Genomic DNA, 17,483 nt, shown 5'->3' with positions numbered 1-17,483 from the left:
TGTTCCATCGCGAAGCGCCATTTGAAACAGAACCAAAGGCGCCACTTGTTCCGTGACACACCACTGCTGCGTCACACTTTTGTTCCATATTGGACCAGATGGAGCGATCCAGAAGCGATAATGGCCACGTCGTCGTGACGATTCAGACCGGTTTATCGGTTTTCAGAGCAAAACCTTGAGTGTGGCGAGCTATTTGCTAACCAAACGTGTGACATGTGCCATGTCATTGCGCACTCTGTTGCAGCCATCTGGCGCAATGCGGGTTTCCCGAGTTGCCGTGGCCCCAACATATGAAGAAAATAACATGAGTCAACACGACAGAGACAAACCAGTCGCGACTGAAAACCAGTTGCCGGAATCCGCTTGGGCGTCAGGCGACTGGTCAGGCGAAAGAGAAGAACCTGGAGACGACATGAGTGCCATGCCGGCATCGCACCGCATGGGCCAGGCCAACCAAGGTGGCCCTTTGGGTGCGGCGAATGAAGATCACACGCACTTGATCGACGCTTCGCGCGAGCGTTCGGCCTCCTATGGGCTGAGCGAGAGTGACGCGCCCGACTTCTCCAGCCCGCGCAAGGGTGACCTGAGCGACGCCCTGGACGAGAACCGTTTTCTCTTCCAGCACGCAGCGCCCGTGATGGAGACCTTGTACGACCAGATTGCCAACACACACAGCATGGTGCTTCTGACCTCTTCAAGAGGCATGGTGCTCCATTCGCTGGGCGACGCAGATTTCCTCGAGAGAGCGTCTCAGGTTGCGCTGACCCCTGGCATGGACTGGTCGGAGCAAAGCAAGGGCACCAACGCCATTGGCACCGCCCTCTCGGAAGAAGAAGCGTTGACGGTGCACGGCAATCAGCACTTCATGAACGTCAACAAGTTCCTGACCTGCAGTTGCTCGCCCATTTTCGACCCCTACGGGCAAGTCATCGGTGCGCTGGACGTGACCGGCGACCACCGCAGTTTTCATCAGCACACACTGGCACTGGTGCGCATGTCTGCGCAGATGATCGAGAACCACATGTTCGCCGACATCTTCCCCAAGGCCATCCGAATCCACTTTCATACGCGCGCAGAATTTCTCGGCACCCTGGTCGAAGGTATCGCGGTGTTCTCGCCCGAGGGACGATTCATCTCCGCCAACCGAAGTGCCCAGTTCCAGCTTGGCCTGCCCTTCAGCGCACTGAAGGCACATACGTTCTCGTCGCTGTTTGGCATTCCCGTTTCGTCACTGCTGGAGCTCTTCCATGGCGCGACGACAGCGCCACGGCAACTCGTCCTGCACAACGGTGTCTCTGTGTGGTGTCGTGCCAGCCACAAGGCACCAACTGCCTGGACCGTCCCTCAGGGGTCTGAGGGCATTGTGGTGAGTTCCGCTGCCAAAGCCACTGACGCCGCCGCCCAGCCCGAGACCGCCTCAGTGCCAGGAGACGAAGCCCCGTATAAAGGTGAGTCTGGAGGCGCTGCTGCTGCCGCGCGCAAACCAGCACTCTCCTCCTTGCGCTACCTCAATACGGGCGACCCTCAGGTGGCCTCCGTCATTCACAAGCTTGGCAAGGTCTCTGGTCGTGACATTCCCATCATGATTCTGGGCGAGACAGGTACTGGCAAAGATTTGCTGGCGCAAGCCATACATGGCGACTCCAACCGGAGCACGCAGCCCTTCGTCTCGGTCAATTGCGCTTCCATCCCGGAGACACTGATCGAGTCGGAGCTGTTCGGCTACGAGGAAGGCGCCTTCACCGGCGCGCGCAAGAAGGGTGCAATCGGCAAGGTGCAACAGGCCAATGGCGGCACCCTCTTTCTCGATGAGATCGGAGACATGCCCAAGCACCTGCAGGCCCGGCTGCTCCGCGTACTGCAAGAGCGCAAGGTCAGCCCGCTGGGAGCTGGCAAGGAAGTGGATGTGGATGTCGCCATCATTTGCGCCACCCACAAGAACCTCAAGGACATGATTGCCAAGGGCGAGTTCCGCGAGGACCTTTACTACCGCCTCAATGGTCTTGTGGTCAAGCTCCCTGCCCTGCGCGACCGCACCGATTTTGAGCCGGTGGTCAAACGCATCCTCAAGACACTGGCAGAAACAGAGCAAACCATCACGCTCTCGCCGGCCGTTCTGGACCTGTTCAAGCGGTACCACTGGCCGGGCAACTTCCGTCAGCTGCACAATCTGCTGCGCACTGCCGTGGTCATGGTCGGTGATGATGGCGTTGTCCACATGGACCATTTGCCTGACGATTTTCTCGAGGAGATCGGCCAGTCACCCATGGGATGCAGCCCAGCCCTGTCAGACGCGAGTCTGGCGGCGCAGGCCTCCCCGCTTTCAGCCACATTTGGCCATGGCGCCTCGCCTCAGGGGTCGCACACAATGAACAGCGCCAGCATGGCTGGCTCGGGACGGAACCTGCAGGACGTTGCCATTACCGCAATGGCCGACATGCTGCGCATGCACAAGGGAAACGTCTCGGCAGCCGCCAAAGCCCTGGGCGTCTCACGCAATACGATCTACCGCAAGCGACATCTTCTGCCGCCCGACGTCTTCAATTGAGAGATACAAAGGCCGCATGCACCGGCGAGCCGACCGCTCAATGCACAGGAAGGCTCTCCGGCGACGGCGGGCCTGTATCAGGCGGTGCATCCATCCACCTGGGCTCCAGTTCGCGCCACGCGCGCAGGACATTGAAGCCGTGGCGCTCGGCATAGCCCACCCATGAACGGTACTGGGGTAAATGAAGTGACTGCTGCGCTTCATTGGCTTGCACACCTTCGTCCATGGCCATCCAGATCTGCTCATACAAGGCCAGCAAATAGGCTCGCGTCGCAGTAACCGTCGACAGTGCACCCCCCTTGCCAGGTGCGCTTTCCACGGACACCCCGATCACCGTGTCAGGTTTCAGGGCTGCAATGCGATCGAGCGCCTGTAGCCAGGGAACCATCTGCCCTTGCGCCAGCTCTGGCGTCCTGCGCTCGTAGACCAGTCCGCCCACCCAGGCGACCCGCTGTCGCTCCCACCAAAGCACCACATCGCCTTCGGTATGGGCTGCCGCAACATCTGCCACGAGAACGCCTTCAGCTCCCACTTGCAGTACTTTCCCTTTGTGAAGTGTCTGGGTGGGCAGCACGATGGTCGTCCCGGCCATGCCCTCCTCGCCAACCCGACGCTTCAGGCTGGCCAGGCAGGACTCGCAACGCCTCTCCATACCGAGCCTGGTCGGCGCCGTGGCCATTATCTGCAAGCTGCCGGACTCGATCAGGTCGGCAAAGGCCACATTCGCCAGAACGTTTTCGCTGTGGGCGTGTGTGTTGACAATCCAGCGAACGGAAGCGCCCAGCCGACACTCAACCGATTGTCTGACCCGCAAGCCATGAAGAAGACTGGGACCGGGGTCCACCAGCATCGCTTCGCCCTGTGACACCAGCACGGAGGTGGTCACCACATGGCCGCCGTTCTCCGCCGAAACCTCTGCAGGAGCATCCGGCGGCCATACCCAGAGTCCCTCGCCCAACGCCACCCATGGCACATCGGGGTAGGCGCTGCAATCGCTGGCGAGGCGTGGCGAGGCGCCCATGCATGCCGAGAGCCACATCAGGGTGGTGAGCAAAGCAAGCCTGGTCAGGTGACTCATGCATGACAGGGAATTCCGCTTCATTCTGGACCCCTTCGCCGCTGCACGAGATGCCTGAGGCTCTCCAGCAGCGGCTTTTCAACCGACAAATGTCCTCCCGCCGGCCATTGCATTTCCGCTCCCGTGTGCACGGAAGCCCACCGCTGAGCCATCGCCTGCCAGCGACGCGTGTTGTCTGGAGGGCAAATCGCATCAAACCGCCCATGGACCCAGTCCAGAGCAATGCCGCTTGAAGCCGCCCTGATCACGGCCTTGTCCAGGTCGGCAGGTTTCATGTAACCGCTTCTGCCCAGATAGTGAGCCTGAACGCGAAACTTGCGCCAGGCAGCGCGGTCGGCCTTCGTGATGCGCTCACCGCCCAGCCTGGCCAGTTGACTTCGCCATTGCCTGGCCAGTTGTGCGTCAAAGCGTCGCTGAGACTGCAACGAACCCGGATCTGCAGCCAAAGCGGAAGAACGCATGCTGCGTCGAATTCCCTTGCGTGCCAGAGCCAGCTCAACCAGGCTCCAGCGTCTCACCACGTGCAAGGCTGCAACACCGAGTGCTCCACTTTGCAGCAACCGGGACACTGAGGCCAACTGGGCACCCGGTGCTGGCAGCCAGCTCGACCGGGCAATTTGCCCGACGTGGGGCGTGCGCGGCCTGTCTCGCAAGCCCAGCAACACGCCGCGGACCTCGCGCCGGCTCAATGCGAATGAGCCTCGAAGCACCAAACTGTCGACCTTGTCAGGGTGGGCTGACGCATAGGCCAGGGCCACCACAGACCCCCACGAACCTGCCAGCAAAGACCACCTCGCAACACCAAGAGACTGGCGCAGCGCCTCCATGTCTCCCACCAGTGCCTGGGTGGTGTTTTGCCTCACAGAGCCGCGCGGGCGGCTGTTTCCGGCTCCCCGCTGGTCAATCACCACCACCCTCTGCCGGCGCAGATCAAACGGCTGAAGGATGCTGCCGGAGGCGCCTCCACCCGGACCACCGTGAACCGCGAGCCATGTGTCCGGCGCGCCCTCTGGCCCGTGAATCCGGTACGCAATGGAATGACCAATGGCCCGATCGAGCCATTGCAAGTTATGACGTTCTGCAGCGCGTTGAGACATATCCTAGGGTAATCACCAAGCCTGTATTTGCCGCCCAATGGCATCGATATTGCTTATCATAGGTGGCAGCTTGAATCGCCTGTGGCAGCAAAGCTTGCAGACATTATTCATGCCAATACAAACCACTCACCAAGTAGACTGGAGACCCACTATGCAATGGACGACCCCCGCTTTCACCGATCTGCGTTTCGGCTTTGAAATCACCATGTACATCGCCAACCGCTGATCCGTCAGCGTTCGGTAAAAAAGCGCACGAGTGCTTTGCACGTGCGCTTTTTTCTTTTCTGGTGACCGGTCATTCCACGCGGCTGGATCACTCCATTGTGCAACCCTTTGATTTTCGACGCTGACCACACATGCGCATTAGAGTTCTCGGTTCGTCCGCTGGTGGCGGATTTCCGCAATGGAATTGCAATTGCCCCAACTGTGACGGACTGCGTAAGGGCACCATCAACGCCCAGGCCCGCACCCAGTCATCCATCGCCATTTCCGTCAACGGCGACGACTGGCTTCTGGTCAACGCATCCCCGGACATCCTCAAGCAGATACAGCAGACACCAGCATTGCAGCCCGCCCGCTCCATCCGGGACAGTGGCATTGCGTCAGTGCTGCTCATTGACGCTCAGATTGATCATGTCACCGGCATGCTCATGCTGCGGGAGCGCAATTCCAGGTTGCCACTGCTGGTCACACCGGAGGTCAGATCGGACCTGTCAGACGGGTTTCCGCTGACGCGCATGCTCTCTCACTATTGCGGGCTCGACATCAACGAGTTGCCTGTCGATGGTACGCCCGTGGATGTACCCGGCGTACAAGGTCTGCAAGTACAGCCAGTGGCACTTGACTCCAAGCCGCCGCCGTACTCTCCATTCCGCGGCAACCCCCGCAAAGGCGACAACATCGGCCTGATCATCGACAACCCCGAGACAGGTCAACGCGTGTTCTACGCCGCCGGCCTGGCCGAAGTGACGCCAGAGTTGCTGGCACTGATGCAATCTGCCAGCATTGTTCTGGTGGACGGTACCTTCTGGACCAACGACGAGATGCAGAAGCTCGGCCTCTCTCCAAAGGCTGCGTTGGACATGGGCCACCTGCCGCAGAGTGGCCCTGGCGGCATGATCGAGCAGCTGGACAAGCTGCCGTCATCGATTCGCAAGGTCCTCATCCACATCAACAACACCAACCCGATCCTGCGTGAAGACTCTCAAGAACGTGCCGAACTGACCAAGCACGGCATCGAAGTTGCTTTTGACGGAATGGAGATCGACTTTTAAAAGGCTGCAACTTTGCTGGCAGCCACCGGAACGACGAACAAAGAGACAACGGCCTTATGGAAATTGCCAAAGCCCGACACGATGACGAGAACGCGGCCCCCTGGACGCGCGAAGAATTTGAAGCCCAACTCCGCAACAAGGGGCAGGCCTATCACATCCACCACCCATTCAATGTCCGCATGAACAGCGGTGGCTGCACAGAGGACGAAATCCGCACCTGGGTGGCCAATCGTTTCTACTACCAGATCTGCATCCCGAGAAAGGATGCAGCCATCATGGCCAACATGCCGGATCGTGCCGAGCGCCGCCTGTGGATCGATCGCATTCTGGACCATGACGGACACGGCGACTTCGAAGGTTCCAACGGTGGTGGCATTGAAGCCTGGACGCGGCTCGGCGAAGCAGTGGGCATTCCTCGCGACGAACTCTGGTCATTGGAGCGGGTAGCGCCTGCCGTGCGCTTTGCCTGCGATGCCTACGTGCACTTTGCGACAACAGCGCCATGGCAAGAGGCTGTGTGTTCTTCGCTGACAGAGATGTTCGCGCCCCAGATCCACAAGGACCGCCTGGCTACGTGGCCCGGCCACTACCCCTGGATCGAGCAGGAGGGCCTGACCTATTTCCGCAGCCGGATTCCATTGGCCACGCGAGACGTGGAGCACGGGCTGCGTGTCACGCTGGACCACTTCCAGACGCGTGCGGCCCAGTACCGCGCCCTGGACATCCTGCAGTTCAAGCTGGACATTCTCTGGTCCATGCTGGATGCCATTGAGAAGGCCTGCACCCATGAGTGATGACAGCCCTACCCTGCCGGCAAAGCCAAAGCTGAGCAAGACCTTCCGATTGCAGTACGAGCCTGCCCAGACGCGGTGGGTGCTGTTGTATCCCGAAGGCATGGTGCAGCTCAACGACAGCGCAGCAGAGATTCTCAAGCGCTGCGACGGTGAGCGCAGCATCGGCGGCATCGTCACTGAACTGGAGACAGCTTTCAATGCCCAAGGTATCGAGCCGCAGGTGCGAGCCCTTCTGGAGGAAGGCATGCGCCGCGGATGGATCACGGGGTAGGCGGGCAAGCTGACCCGCACCCGAAGACCTGACTGGCAAGACGAACAAGAGATCGTCATGGCACAAATGACCGACACCCCTATCGCAGCAGGCCCGCCGCTGTGGCTGCTGGCAGAGCTGACATACAAATGCCCGCTGCATTGCGTGTTCTGCTACAACCCGACGCAACATGCGCGCATCCAGAGTGAACTGACCACAGCGGAGTGGGTAGATGTGATGAAGCAGGCGCGAGCCATGGGCGCGGCTCAACTGGGTTTTTCCGGCGGCGAGCCGATGCTGCGCGGCGACCTGGAAGAACTGGTGCAGGAAGCCCACGCCATGGGCTTCTACACCAACCTGATCACCTCGGGTGTTGGCCTCAACCCCGCTCGCGCGCGAAAGCTCAAGGACGCTGGGCTTGACCACATTCAGCTGTCGTTTCAGGACTCCACAAAGGAGCTCAACGACTTCCTCAGCCACACCAAGACGTTCGAACTCAAACAACGCGTTGCCAAGCTGATCAAGGAACACGATTGGCCTATGGTCATGAATTGCGTGCTCCACCGCCACAACCTGCCCCACGTGGACAAGATCATCGAGATGGCCGTGGCGCTGGAAGCCGAGTACCTTGAACTGGCCAACACGCAATACTACGGGTGGGCGTGGGTCAACCAGGCTCATCTGATGCCGACCCGCGAGCAACTCGAAGAAGCCGAAGCAGTGGTCAACCGCTACCGCGAAAAGCTGAACAACAAATGCAGGCTGCTCTTCGTCGTGCCTGACTATTTCGAGGACCGGCCCAAAGCCTGCATGAACGGCTGGGGCGCCGTGTTTCTGTCCATTGCACCCGACGGTGTCGCGATGCCCTGCCACAATGCCCGCGACCTTCCCGGTCTTGACTTGCCCAACGTCAGGAGCACGCCGGTGGCCGACATCTGGAATCGGAGCCAGGCGTTCAACGCCTACCGTGGTGAGGAGTGGATGAAGCCGCGCTGCCGTACCTGCGACGATCGCAAGAAGGATTTTGGCGGCTGCCGTTGCCAGGCTTTCATGATCACTGGCGATGCCACCGAAACCGACCCGGTCTGCAGCAAGTCGCCACACCACGAAAAAGTGGTTCAAATGGTCAGGCAGGCTCCGACCCAGCGGCACGTTCCCATCATCTTCCGCAGCGACGCCGAATCGCGCGCCTTGCATCCGGAGCAGACATGAGTCAGACGGCGAGCACCCCGGGAAAGCCGTCCTCGCAGCATCGTGAAATGATCGGTGCCAGTCTTGTCAGGCGACTGCCCGGTGTTCGCCATGAGCTTGCCCTCGAGCAACATGCCTATGGCTTGTTCCTTCTGTGGCTGGCATTCAGTGGTGTGCTGGTGATGGCCGCATACCTGATGTGGCAGGCGGGCGCATGGCATCGCCTGATCAGCGCCGACCCCACCGGTATCACCGCGGCGATTGTGGTGATGTTCGTTCTGGCCTCCATCTGGACTGGTCGCCGTGCATGGATTCTGGGCACGCAACGCATCGAGCTGGACCGCCGGCTACAAGGTCTGGCACAGATGAGTTCGCTCGCAGTCAGTGTCCCGCCAACATGGACCGACGAGTATCTGGTTGCCTGCTCGCAGCCAGGGTGCGACCGATCCATCCATGTTCAGGTCCTGGGCGAGCGCACGCATGGTCCGCACGAAATGGCATGGTGGATCAATGGCATTCAGCTCAAGCTGGGCTTGCTGGGCAAAGTCATCGGATTTTCAATTCTGGCCTTACAGCTCGGGCAGATGGAGAGCTTCGACCCTTCGCAGTCGACCGAGCTGCTCAAGAACCTGACGGGCGGCCTGGGCATCGCACTGCTCACCACAGTGACAGGCCTGACCGGCAACATTCTCCTGGGCCTTCAACTGATGCGGCTTGACCGGTTCGCAGACGCCATCATGACCGATACCTTGACCGCCGAACAGCAATGGCGTGCGGCAGAAATGCAAGATACGAGTGCCGCACCAGGAGCGCAGTGATGGCCATCGGACGTCGAGCGCGAGACACAGAGACCGACCCGTTCTACGACATGTTGTTCAACATGTTGATCGCGTTCGTGTTCTGCTTTGTCGTCGCGCTGCTGGCGTTCAACCCGCAGCGCAGCAAGGCCGGCGATGTGCCAGCCAAGGCCGAGTTCATCGTGACAGTGTCATGGCCCGACAACAACCCCAACGACATAGATGCGTGGGTGCTGGAGCCAACCGGTGAGACGCTGTGGTTTCGCAACCGGGATGCCGGCATGCTTCATCTCGACCGGGATGACCGGGGCTCAAAAAACAATACGGTGATCGTCGACGGCCGCGAGATCGTCAACCCGATCCGGCAGGAAATCGTGACCTTGCGCGGCATGGCGCCGGGTGAGTATGTCGTCAACGCGCACTACTACGAAAGCAACGACAAGAGGCCGGTCGATGTATCGGTGGCCGTCGTCAAGGTCAATCCTCGCGCCGAGATCATTTACACCGGCACCCAGCAAATTCCCCGCAAGGGCGATGAAAGAACGCTGGTTCGCTTCTCCATCGACGCCAGCGGACGGGTTCTCGACGTGAACACCCGCCCCAAAACCATCGTGCAACGTTCAGGTCTGTAAACAAGGCCCCCCACGCCATGATCCCTTCCGTCCCCAACCAATTGTTGATGCTCATCATCGCGTACACCATGCTGGGCTTTCTGGTGTTATGCCTGTGCCTGGCCACCCGATGGGCCTGGTGGGTCAAGTCTGCCATGGTGGTCCTCGTCAGTGGCTTTTATGTGTTCAGCCACCAGGCGCTGCTCGGCATCTCAGGCTGGCCCACCGAGGACAAGCTACCGGAACGCTTCGTCTTGCTCGCAGCCGTGTTCGACGAACCCGCTCCGGCGCGCCATCACGAGGGCGCCATCTACATCTGGCTCAACCCGATGAAAGACAACGAGCCGCTCGACATGCCCCGCAGCTACAAGCTCCCCTACGCCAAGGACCTGCATGAAATTCTGGGCGACGGCATCAAGAAGGCTCGGGATGGCAACACACAGATGGGATCGACCGAGCCCAAGCGCGGCCCCTCAGGTTTCGCCTGGCTCAGGCCCTCTGGCAACGACCAGTTGCAGATCAAGCTGAGCGACCTTCCCCGCGCACAGCTGCCAGGAAAATGAGCATGAGCACCATGCCCCGGCAGTTCTTCCATGGCACTCCAAACCGATTCTCTCGGATGGGCGTCGCGTGTGCTGCCTTGATGGTGGTCGCGGGATGCCAGAAGCACGGCGCGTCCAGCGAGTGGTTTCCCCTGCAGGACGGGGATGAGCAAACCTATGGCGCGCTGTACGAGGGAGACGAGCCGACTGCGTTCGAGACCTGGCACATGGAGGTTCATGGCCCGGTGACCTATGGCGACGACAAGGTGATGGTCAGGCACCACTCGGCGGGCGCCAACTACTACATCAAGACGGACGAAGAAGGTATACGGCGCGTTGCCCTGCGCACAGACATCGACCGTGAGCCCACACCCGACAATGAGCCTCGCTGGGTTCTCAAGGCTCCGTATACCGTTGGCACCGAATGGACCACGCCCACAGTGCCTTACCTCATTCGACGTCGGAACGAACACCCGCGCGAGCTCAAATACACACACCAGGTCCTCATGAACTGGCGCATCGATGCCGTGGACGAAGAGGTGAGGACCGAGGCGGGTACGTTCAAACCGTGCCTGCGCGTCGAGGGCGTGGCCAAGGTCAACATATATGTCGACCCGGTGCAGGGCTTCACCGACGTACCCCTGCTCGCGACCGAGTGGTATTGCAAGGGCAAGGGGCTGGTCAAGCTCATCCGAAAGGAAACCGTGCCACAAGGCTTCTTCACCGGAGGCGTACTCACGGCCGAACTGATCGACCCCTGAGACCAGGCGTCGAAAAAAAAGCCGGCGCTTCGGCCGGCTCAATTGCATCTGGCCACCAGCTTGCTGGCCAGGCGCTCAGACAATCAAACGCGATTGATCATTTCTTCAGGCTCAGCACCCAGGTCAGGATGGTGTCGAGGTCTTCCTGCTTCAGGTTGGAGTGTGATGGCATCGGGATGCGACCCCACTTGCCCTTGGAGCCATTGCGCACCGATTGCGCGAGCGAAGCAGCGGCGCCGTCTTCACCAGCATATTTCTCGGCAATGCTGACAAAGGCCGGGCCTACCACCTTTTTGTCCTTGGCGTGGCAGGACATGCAGCCGCTGGCTTTGGCCAGATCCATGGCGGCGGCCTCATCGACGGCAAAAGCGTTGGAGGAAAGAGCCATCGAGGCGGCAACAGACAGGATGGCGGTGGTCAGAGCAGTACGCATGATCAATATTCAGTCAACAGAGTTAGAACAACAGAGCAGTCTGCGCCCCCAACAAAGGGCACAAAGAAAGGCGGCGGCCTCAGGGCGCTGTGTGCGCCGATCAGCCCCCGCCCTCGCAAGGCTGAGAGCGCGCCGCGTCTGGCAGCGCGCACCTCAAACCGGGCTTACTTCATGAGCTTGAAGGTCCAGACGGAACCGCCCTGCTCCAGGAAGTTGACCTTCTTGGCCACTTCACCACCCCACAGTGGCACAGCACCGCCCCAGCCGGAAACGACCGAGATGTACTGCTCACCGTCTTGCTTCCAGGTCACTGGAGGTGCCACCACACCGGAGCCGGTCTGGAATTCCCAGACGACCTTGCCGGACTTGGCATCAGCGGCCTTGAGGTAACCCTCAGGCGTGCCCCAGAACACCAGATCGCCAGCGGTCATCACGCCGCCCCACAGAGGAGCCTCGTTCTTGACTTCCCATGCCACCTTGCCGGTCTTGGGGTCGATAGCGCGCAGAGAGCCGATGTGGTCTTCGAACAATGGCTTGATGGTGAAGCCAGCACCCAGGTAGGCAGCGCCTTTCTTGTAGGTGATGGGCTCGTTCCAGATCTCCATGCCCCACTCGTTGGTCGGCACATAGAACAGGCCAGTCTTCGGGCTGTATGCCATTGGCATCTGGTTCTTGCCACCCAGGAAGCCTGGTGCAGAGAACACAGCCTTGCCCTTCTTGCCGTCGCCGGTGGAAGTCGGGTCGCCAGGACGGTTGTCGTCAACAAAGTTCGGACGGCCAGTCTTGAGGTCGACGCCGGTGGCCCAGGTGATCTTCTTGACAAACGGGAAAGCGTTTTGCAGCTTGCCGTTGTTGGCGTCGATCACGTAGAAGAAGCCGTTACGGTCAGCCTTGGCGCCCATGCGCTTGCCATCCATGTCGAAGGTGATGAACTCGTTCACACCGTCGTAGTCCCAGCCGTCGTTTGGTGTGGTCTGGTAGTGCCACTTGATCTTGCCGGTCTTGACGTCGATGGCGACGGTAGAGGCAGAGTACAGGTTGTCGCCCTTGCGAACATGGCTGTTCCATGGACCAGGGTTGCCGGTGCCGAAGTAGGCCAGACCGGTCTTGGCGTCATAGGAGCCGCCGAGCCAGGTCGCAGCGCCGCCGGTCTTCCAGGTCTCGCCTGGCCAGGTGGCGTTGGTCTTGCCGGTGATACCGTTTTCCTTGCCATCCTTGAAGCCCATGTGGCCTTCGACCACTGGACGTGTCCAGACCATTTCACCGGTCTTGGGATCGCGGGCTTCCACGCGACCGATCACGCCGAACTCACCGCCGGACACACCGGTCAGCAGCAGGCCGTCAGCGATCAGGGGAGCAGCGGTGTAGCTATAGCCTGCGCTGTACTCGTCGATGGTCTTGCGCCACACGACCTTGCCGGTTTCCTGGTCGAGAGCAACCAGTTTGGCATCGAGTGTGCCGAAGATGACCAGGTTGTCATACAGGGCTGCACCGCGGTTGATCACGTCGCAGCAAGGCATGATGCCTTCTGGCAGACGGTGCTCATATTTCCACAGCTTCTTGCCGGTCTTGGCATCCAGCGCGAAGATGCGCGAGTAGGACGCGGTGACAAACATCTTGCCGTTGTGAATCAGCGGCTGGCTTTCCTGGCCACGCTGCTTCTCGCCACCGAAAGACATGGACCACACGGGAACCAGCTTGTTGATGGTGCCAGAGTTGACGTCGTTCAGATCGGAGTGGCGCTGACCTTCAGTGCCCATGCCCCAGGTGAGGACGTCTTCCGGCGTGCTGGCGTCTTTGGCAATCATGGCGTCGGTGACCTGGGCGCTTGCCTGCGCTGCGGCGGCCATGACCAAAAGACTCAAAAGAGTACGTTTCACAGTGTTGTCTCCTGCTTGTTCGTGAGGTTAAAAGCTATGAAGGCGGCCTTCGGCGCGCCATCTGTTTGTGAGAAGCGGTGGTGTACCACCGACCATTTGCACCCCAAGGAAGGGGCAAATTCTGTGCCAGCCAATTTGGCCGTTCTGACCTAGAGAGAAACCCTCCCTGTCGACCGAATCTCAGCGCCAGAGAGGCAACAAAATGTGTGGAATCGCTGTACCTCCTGTGACACTGTTCAATATTGACGCAACAAAAACCTGCTTCACAGGTGACACAAAGAGACGTGATGCGTGCGCACTTCATCAGTCTCGTCTTATTGATTCGGCACCAGCGCAGCCTTCTCGAATTGGGGATACCACTGAGTCAGGCTCCTGTGCAACTCTGCGGGCTGTGCCGCCCACGATTCAAATCGCGTCGGTACAGGCTGATGCAGCAATTCACTCAGGTCAAACCCTGATGCCGCGCTATCCCGCATCGTCTTCGTGATCCATGAAAGCCATGCGCTGGTTTGCTCAATACCTTTGGCGCCAGCATGCACCGGTCCGTGGCTTGGCACAACCGTTTTGACCCTAGATTCATCGACCCAGTTACCCATGGTTGCAAGACTGCGCTGCCAGGCATCAAATCTGGCATGCGGCGTCGTAGGCACGCGGTCCATGAACACGAGGCCACCGGCGAAGAGCACCCCCGTGGTTTCATCGAGCAGCACCAGGTCATCAGCGGTGTGCCCTTCCAGTCGGACCAGCTTGATGTCATGGCCGCCCAGCCTGACCTCGCCAGCTTGCAAGGCATGGGATGCAGGCGTGGACTCAGTGCCTTTCATCCAGTCACCACACATGCGATAGAGGTTGTCTGCGTAGGCTTCACCCTCTGCTGTCTGGCCGGCGATCGTTCCCGGCAGTGCCTCCACCTCCCTGTTTTTCCAGGCCTGGTTGCCGAAGAAATAGTCCGGGTGCAAATTGAGATTGAGGACGTGCAGAATGGGAGCGCCGCCCGAGACTTTTTCAATGGCTTTGCGCTGCTGCTCACCGTAGAGTCTCGACGGACCAGTGTTGATGACGATGACGCCCTCGTTGGTCGCGATGAATCCTGTGTTGATGATGTTGCAGCCGTTGTCGGGCGTGAAGTCTTCGACGGCGCCTTCGATCACCCATGTGTCCTGTGCGATCTGGCGCGGCTTCAGCCCGTAATCGAGCGTCTCCCGGTTCACTTGCGGGTTCGCCGGCGATAGGCTGGTGGCCAGCGCATTGGCACCGAAAAGCAAGGCCAGCGCCGCACCTGCTGCCACATGCCTGAATGGGTTCCTCCGCCTCATACGCCCACCTCCGCCTCGATCAGATTGCCACCGTTGTCGCGCCCACTGAGGTGAAACTGGCGAGGTGCGCTACTGGGCATCTCAAGCGTCAACAGCGGGTTCTCAGACACCGGCTCGTGAAGCGACAAGTGCCACCAAGCCTGGCCTGCTGCATCCTTGAGTGTCAGGTCTTCAATATAGAACGCTGGCGTACCCGCCACCAGTCCGGTGTCCATCGGGTGCATCACCCTCAAGCGAAGCCGTCGGCTGCCCTCCAGCACATTGCTGAAGAACCGCGCTTGTACCTGCCCCAGCGTCCGGCTCCACGAGCCATCGGCCCGCGTCAAGCCCGGTACGGTACAGCCGCCTCCAGCGGCCTCCACCCATGTGCTGCCCACCAGCCACTGGCCACTGCCGAGTTCGACCAGGGCACGGACCGGGGAAGCCTGTTCCATGCGAATGCGAAAGGCAATGACAGGCAGGGATTTCAATGGTTCAAAATCCAGCACGTGCCGAACAGGATTGCGGTCAACCACCACCCGTATTCGCTTGATGACCTGACCTGAAGCGACAACCTGGCGCGCGTCCACCATCAGGGGAACATTCATCGCGTCGTCGGCAAAGTTGGGGCCTCGCACCTGCACCTGCTCGGAGAAAGACCAGGCGGCATCGCCGATGAACTCTTTGTGCAAGGTCGGCCACTGCATGGAACCCAGTGGGTCACCGTCGGTCAGGTCTTGCACTGCCGCCGCTGGTAACAGCGCTGTCGCGCCAAGCAGCGCAAGCCCTGTGCGGCGATTGACGCCAATGCCCATCCGTTTGTCTCCTGTTGTCAGGGCGCTGGCAGGGCAATGCGTGCTGCGAACACGGGTCGCGCAGCCTCAGCCACCAGGCCTTTGTCGAATCCAGCCGCGCTGAGGGTCATAACCCCACAGCGCCAGCACAAAAAACACCAGTGTGCAGCCCAGCACGACTGCCCAGGCCAGTCCGTTGAACTGCCCATACATCGCAAAGCGAATCGCCTCGACTGCGTGTGTGAAGGGGTTGAACTGCGCAAGCTTGTATAGCCACCACGCCCCGGACTCTTGCAATTTCCACAAAGGGTACAGGGCCGGGCTGATGAAGAACATCGGGAAGATCACGAAGTTCATCGTGCCGGCAAAGTTCTCCAGCTGTTTGACATACACAGACAGCACCAGGCCGAGCGAAGCGAGCAAGGTCGCTGCGCTGGCCATGGCCACGAGCAAACCCGGCAGGTGCCGCCAGGCGATCTCAATGCCGAAGGCGAGCGATATCAGAAGAAAAACAACCATCTGCAAGACGGACAGACAGGTTCCCGCCAACAGTTTGAAAGCGAGCAGCCACCCCCGGGGCAAGGGCGCCGTCAGCAGCAAGCGCATGACCCCCATCTCCCGGTCGTACACCATGGACAGGGAGCTTTGCATGCCGTTGAACAGCGCGATCATGCCCAAGAGACCGGGCACCATGTAAACCTTGTATTCGATGTAGGTCTCGTACGGGGGCACGATAGCCACCCCGAATACGTTGTGAAACCCAGCCGAAAACACCACAAACCACAACAGCGGTCGCACCAGTGCCGATCCGAGCCGGGACGGCTGGCGAAGAAAGCGCGACAGCTCCCGTCCAACGACGGCGCGAAGTGCTCGCAGCACGTGCGCCAGAAAGCCTGCCGCAGGCGCGCTCATGGCGTCTTGCATGCGTTCTCCTGCTCGTCCAGGCCCAGCGTGTCCATGACCTCCTTGGGATGGAGCACGCCATCAATGGGCGCTGCAGCCACTACGCCATCGACATGCGTGAGGAACACGGGTTGGCGCAGCTGACCGTTCCAGGAACGAAAGCTCAGCGCCTTGCCCTTGAATCCATCCAGGCGAACTGCACCGCTGCGCAAGGCCTGAAGCTGCTCCTGAACATTGGCCTTGGGATGTTCCACCAGCACCGTGGCCATGGCCCGTGCGGCCATCCATGATGCCCAGTCCTGCCCTCGCATCAGCTGCCCTGTCTGCCGCAGGAAGCGCCTGGACAACTGAGGCCCGCCGAATCGCTCCCACTGCGGGTGCCAGGCCAACGGCACCAGACCATTGGCACCGACCACGGGACGTGGCATTTGGGTGGCGTACGGAACAGTACGGGCAAATTCACCGTCGGCGTCCATGACCGCCACCACCTCGTGCGTGCGCTCACTGGTCAGCAAACGGACATTGCCCAGGTCCCTTTCGCGCGGGTCTCCGGACAGCTTGAACGGCTTCTCTTGCACGACCTTGATGCCATAGCGTTTGGCCGACCGCTCAAATGCGCTGGCCAGCGCGGCGTCCGCCGGCTTGCTGCCATTGAGCACAAGCGCATTGCGCCAGGATTTGGACGACAGGTACTGGGCCAGGCCGTCGTACAGCATGGCTTGACTGGGATAGGTATGCAGAAGGTGTGGGGCGCAGGCTCCCCCGCGGAGCACGTCGTCTGCCAGACCAGTGTTGAAGACGATCGCACCATCGAGCATCACAGGTGCTCGCTTGACCAGGTCTTGCATCATGTAGCTGGGCAAGTCGGCAATGATGTGATGCACCCCCTCCTTCCTCAGCGCTGCCAGAGTACGCGGCAAATGCGAAGGGCGTGCCAGTACCACGTCGCGAACTTCGAGCGCCTTGCCTTCCACGTCCAGCTCGAACGCGGAATCTTCAACACCTAGTCTCGCACCCTCCACCGCCCTGCTGACCGGATGCCCCGGGTAGGCCCTCTCTGTACGACGCGCCTCGTAGCGCGGATCCCCCTCGACAGAAATGACAGCGAGCGTCACCTTCTCCACGGACCCTTGCTGCGCCCACACCGGCACCGAGGCCGGTGCAGCAAGCAGTGCCCATGCGACCACGCGCAAGATCTGGCGCCGCACTGCCGTCATCACTGTCGAAGTCAAGCG

18 protein-coding genes are annotated in these 17,483 nt (G+C 60.4%); 10 read left to right on the top strand and 8 right to left on the bottom strand.

All coding sequences use genetic code 11. From position 1 onward, the window contains the following. Positions 1-412: 412 nt before the first annotated feature. Complete coding sequence (locus ABWV89_RS01875; RefSeq protein ID WP_502903143.1) at positions 413-2,548, top strand: sigma-54-dependent Fis family transcriptional regulator; 2,136 nt, start codon at positions 413-415, stop codon at positions 2,546-2,548. Positions 2,549-2,585: 37 nt separating this feature from the next. Here ABWV89_RS01875 and ABWV89_RS01870 read toward each other — a convergent pair whose 3' ends face one another. Together ABWV89_RS01870 and ABWV89_RS01865 are read right to left on the bottom strand one after the other, a co-directional pair. Next, positions 2,586-3,626: an MBL fold metallo-hydrolase gene (locus ABWV89_RS01870; RefSeq protein ID WP_353393649.1), complete on the bottom strand. Its 1,041-nt coding sequence runs from the start codon at positions 3,624-3,626 to the stop codon at positions 2,586-2,588. A gap of 20 nt (positions 3,627-3,646) precedes the next feature. After that, positions 3,647-4,723: an alpha/beta fold hydrolase gene (locus ABWV89_RS01865; RefSeq protein ID WP_353393647.1), complete on the bottom strand. Its 1,077-nt coding sequence runs from the start codon at positions 4,721-4,723 to the stop codon at positions 3,647-3,649. A 151-nt stretch (positions 4,724-4,874) separates the two neighbouring features. Here ABWV89_RS01865 and pqqA point away from each other — a divergent pair, with 151 nt between their 5' ends. The 9 genes from pqqA to ABWV89_RS01820 all read left to right on the top strand — a co-directional run bounded on the left by pqqA (position 4,875) and on the right by ABWV89_RS01820 (position 10,943). Next, on the top strand, positions 4,875-4,949 hold the full coding sequence (gene pqqA / locus ABWV89_RS01860) for a pyrroloquinoline quinone precursor peptide PqqA (protein WP_068167214.1): 75 nt from the start codon (positions 4,875-4,877) through the stop codon (positions 4,947-4,949). Positions 4,950-5,079: 130 nt separating this feature from the next. Beyond that, a complete protein-coding gene (pqqB, locus tag ABWV89_RS01855; protein WP_353393645.1) occupies positions 5,080-5,997 on the top strand; it encodes a pyrroloquinoline quinone biosynthesis protein PqqB in 918 nt (305 codons plus the stop codon). A 56-nt stretch (positions 5,998-6,053) separates the two neighbouring features. Next, entirely contained in the window at positions 6,054-6,791 is a 738-nt protein-coding gene (gene pqqC / locus ABWV89_RS01850; protein WP_353393643.1) for a pyrroloquinoline-quinone synthase PqqC, read from the top strand. Further along, positions 6,784-7,062, top strand: a complete 279-nt coding sequence (pqqD, locus tag ABWV89_RS01845) for a pyrroloquinoline quinone biosynthesis peptide chaperone PqqD (RefSeq protein ID WP_353393641.1) — start codon at positions 6,784-6,786, stop codon at positions 7,060-7,062. Before pqqC ends, pqqD begins: the two co-directional genes overlap by 8 nt. Before the next feature lie 57 nt (positions 7,063-7,119). Further along, positions 7,120-8,253, top strand: coding sequence for a pyrroloquinoline quinone biosynthesis protein PqqE (gene pqqE / locus ABWV89_RS01840; RefSeq protein ID WP_353393639.1), 1,134 nt, complete (start codon positions 7,120-7,122; stop codon positions 8,251-8,253). Beyond that, entirely contained in the window at positions 8,250-9,050 is an 801-nt protein-coding gene (locus ABWV89_RS01835; RefSeq protein ID WP_353393638.1) for a hypothetical protein, read from the top strand. Before pqqE ends, ABWV89_RS01835 begins: the two co-directional genes overlap by 4 nt. After that, positions 9,050-9,661 (top strand): DUF2135 domain-containing protein, encoded by a 612-nt coding sequence (locus ABWV89_RS01830; protein WP_353393636.1) that lies wholly within the window; start codon positions 9,050-9,052, stop codon positions 9,659-9,661. The genes ABWV89_RS01835 and ABWV89_RS01830 overlap by 1 nt, the downstream gene beginning before the upstream one ends. Positions 9,662-9,678: 17 nt before the next feature. Continuing rightward, positions 9,679-10,203 (top strand): hypothetical protein, encoded by a 525-nt coding sequence (locus tag ABWV89_RS01825; RefSeq protein WP_353393634.1) that lies wholly within the window; start codon positions 9,679-9,681, stop codon positions 10,201-10,203. Positions 10,204-10,205: 2 nt separating this feature from the next. After that, complete coding sequence (locus tag ABWV89_RS01820) at positions 10,206-10,943, top strand: hypothetical protein (protein ID WP_353393632.1); 738 nt, start codon at positions 10,206-10,208, stop codon at positions 10,941-10,943. A 97-nt stretch (positions 10,944-11,040) separates the two neighbouring features. On the opposite strand, the gene ABWV89_RS01815 is transcribed toward ABWV89_RS01820, so the two are convergent. The 6 genes from ABWV89_RS01815 to ABWV89_RS01790 form a co-directional block, all read right to left on the bottom strand. Further along, positions 11,041-11,376, bottom strand: coding sequence for a c-type cytochrome (locus ABWV89_RS01815; protein ID WP_353393630.1), 336 nt, complete (start codon positions 11,374-11,376; stop codon positions 11,041-11,043). Positions 11,377-11,540: 164 nt separating this feature from the next. Continuing rightward, complete coding sequence (locus ABWV89_RS01810; protein ID WP_353395131.1) at positions 11,541-13,226, bottom strand: PQQ-dependent methanol/ethanol family dehydrogenase; 1,686 nt, start codon at positions 13,224-13,226, stop codon at positions 11,541-11,543. Positions 13,227-13,570: 344 nt separating this feature from the next. Then, positions 13,571-14,545, bottom strand: coding sequence for a quinoprotein relay system zinc metallohydrolase 1 (locus ABWV89_RS01805; protein WP_353393628.1), 975 nt, complete (start codon positions 14,543-14,545; stop codon positions 13,571-13,573). Between the two features lie 23 nt (positions 14,546-14,568). Next, positions 14,569-15,366 (bottom strand): quinoprotein dehydrogenase-associated SoxYZ-like carrier, encoded by a 798-nt coding sequence (locus tag ABWV89_RS01800; protein ID WP_353393626.1) that lies wholly within the window; start codon positions 15,364-15,366, stop codon positions 14,569-14,571. A 66-nt stretch (positions 15,367-15,432) separates the two neighbouring features. Further along, entirely contained in the window at positions 15,433-16,269 is an 837-nt protein-coding gene (locus tag ABWV89_RS01795; protein WP_353393624.1) for a lanthanide ABC transporter permease protein PedC, read from the bottom strand. Then, positions 16,254-17,480: a type 1 periplasmic-binding domain-containing protein gene (locus tag ABWV89_RS01790; protein WP_353393622.1), complete on the bottom strand. Its 1,227-nt coding sequence runs from the start codon at positions 17,478-17,480 to the stop codon at positions 16,254-16,256. The genes ABWV89_RS01795 and ABWV89_RS01790 overlap by 16 nt, the downstream gene beginning before the upstream one ends. Between the last annotated feature and the right edge of the window lie 3 nt (positions 17,481-17,483).

Origin of the sequence: Hydrogenophaga sp. 5NK40-0174 (assembly GCF_040372165.1) — a bacterium.
In the GTDB taxonomy this organism is placed as follows: domain Bacteria; phylum Pseudomonadota; class Gammaproteobacteria; order Burkholderiales; family Burkholderiaceae_C; genus Hydrogenophaga.
The sequence above is the reverse complement of the archived record's forward strand: the minus strand, read 5'-3'. Positions and strand labels throughout refer to the sequence as shown.

Excerpts from the sequence above, each read along its gene's own strand:
- ABWV89_RS01875 (WP_502903143.1), top strand. The coding sequence starts at position 413 with ATGAGTGCCATGCCGGCATCGCACCGCATGGGCCAGGCCAACCAAGGT.
- ABWV89_RS01870 (WP_353393649.1), bottom strand. The coding sequence starts at position 3,626 with ATGAGTCACCTGACCAGGCTTGCTTTGCTCACCACCCTGATGTGGCTC.
- ABWV89_RS01865 (WP_353393647.1), bottom strand. The coding sequence starts at position 4,723 with ATGTCTCAACGCGCTGCAGAACGTCATAACTTGCAATGGCTCGATCGG.
- pqqB (WP_353393645.1), top strand. The coding sequence starts at position 5,080 with ATGCGCATTAGAGTTCTCGGTTCGTCCGCTGGTGGCGGATTTCCGCAA.
- pqqC (WP_353393643.1), top strand. The coding sequence starts at position 6,054 with ATGGAAATTGCCAAAGCCCGACACGATGACGAGAACGCGGCCCCCTGG.
- pqqD (WP_353393641.1), top strand. The coding sequence starts at position 6,784 with ATGAGTGATGACAGCCCTACCCTGCCGGCAAAGCCAAAGCTGAGCAAG.
- pqqE (WP_353393639.1), top strand. The coding sequence starts at position 7,120 with ATGGCACAAATGACCGACACCCCTATCGCAGCAGGCCCGCCGCTGTGG.
- ABWV89_RS01835 (WP_353393638.1), top strand. The coding sequence starts at position 8,250 with ATGAGTCAGACGGCGAGCACCCCGGGAAAGCCGTCCTCGCAGCATCGT.
- ABWV89_RS01830 (WP_353393636.1), top strand. The coding sequence starts at position 9,050 with ATGGCCATCGGACGTCGAGCGCGAGACACAGAGACCGACCCGTTCTAC.
- ABWV89_RS01825 (WP_353393634.1), top strand. The coding sequence starts at position 9,679 with ATGATCCCTTCCGTCCCCAACCAATTGTTGATGCTCATCATCGCGTAC.
- ABWV89_RS01820 (WP_353393632.1), top strand. The coding sequence starts at position 10,206 with ATGAGCACCATGCCCCGGCAGTTCTTCCATGGCACTCCAAACCGATTC.
- ABWV89_RS01815 (WP_353393630.1), bottom strand. The coding sequence starts at position 11,376 with ATGCGTACTGCTCTGACCACCGCCATCCTGTCTGTTGCCGCCTCGATG.
- ABWV89_RS01810 (WP_353395131.1), bottom strand. The coding sequence starts at position 13,226 with ATGGCCGCCGCAGCGCAGGCAAGCGCCCAGGTCACCGACGCCATGATT.
- ABWV89_RS01800 (WP_353393626.1), bottom strand. The coding sequence starts at position 15,366 with ATGGGCATTGGCGTCAATCGCCGCACAGGGCTTGCGCTGCTTGGCGCG.
- ABWV89_RS01795 (WP_353393624.1), bottom strand. The coding sequence starts at position 16,269 with ATGCAAGACGCCATGAGCGCGCCTGCGGCAGGCTTTCTGGCGCACGTG.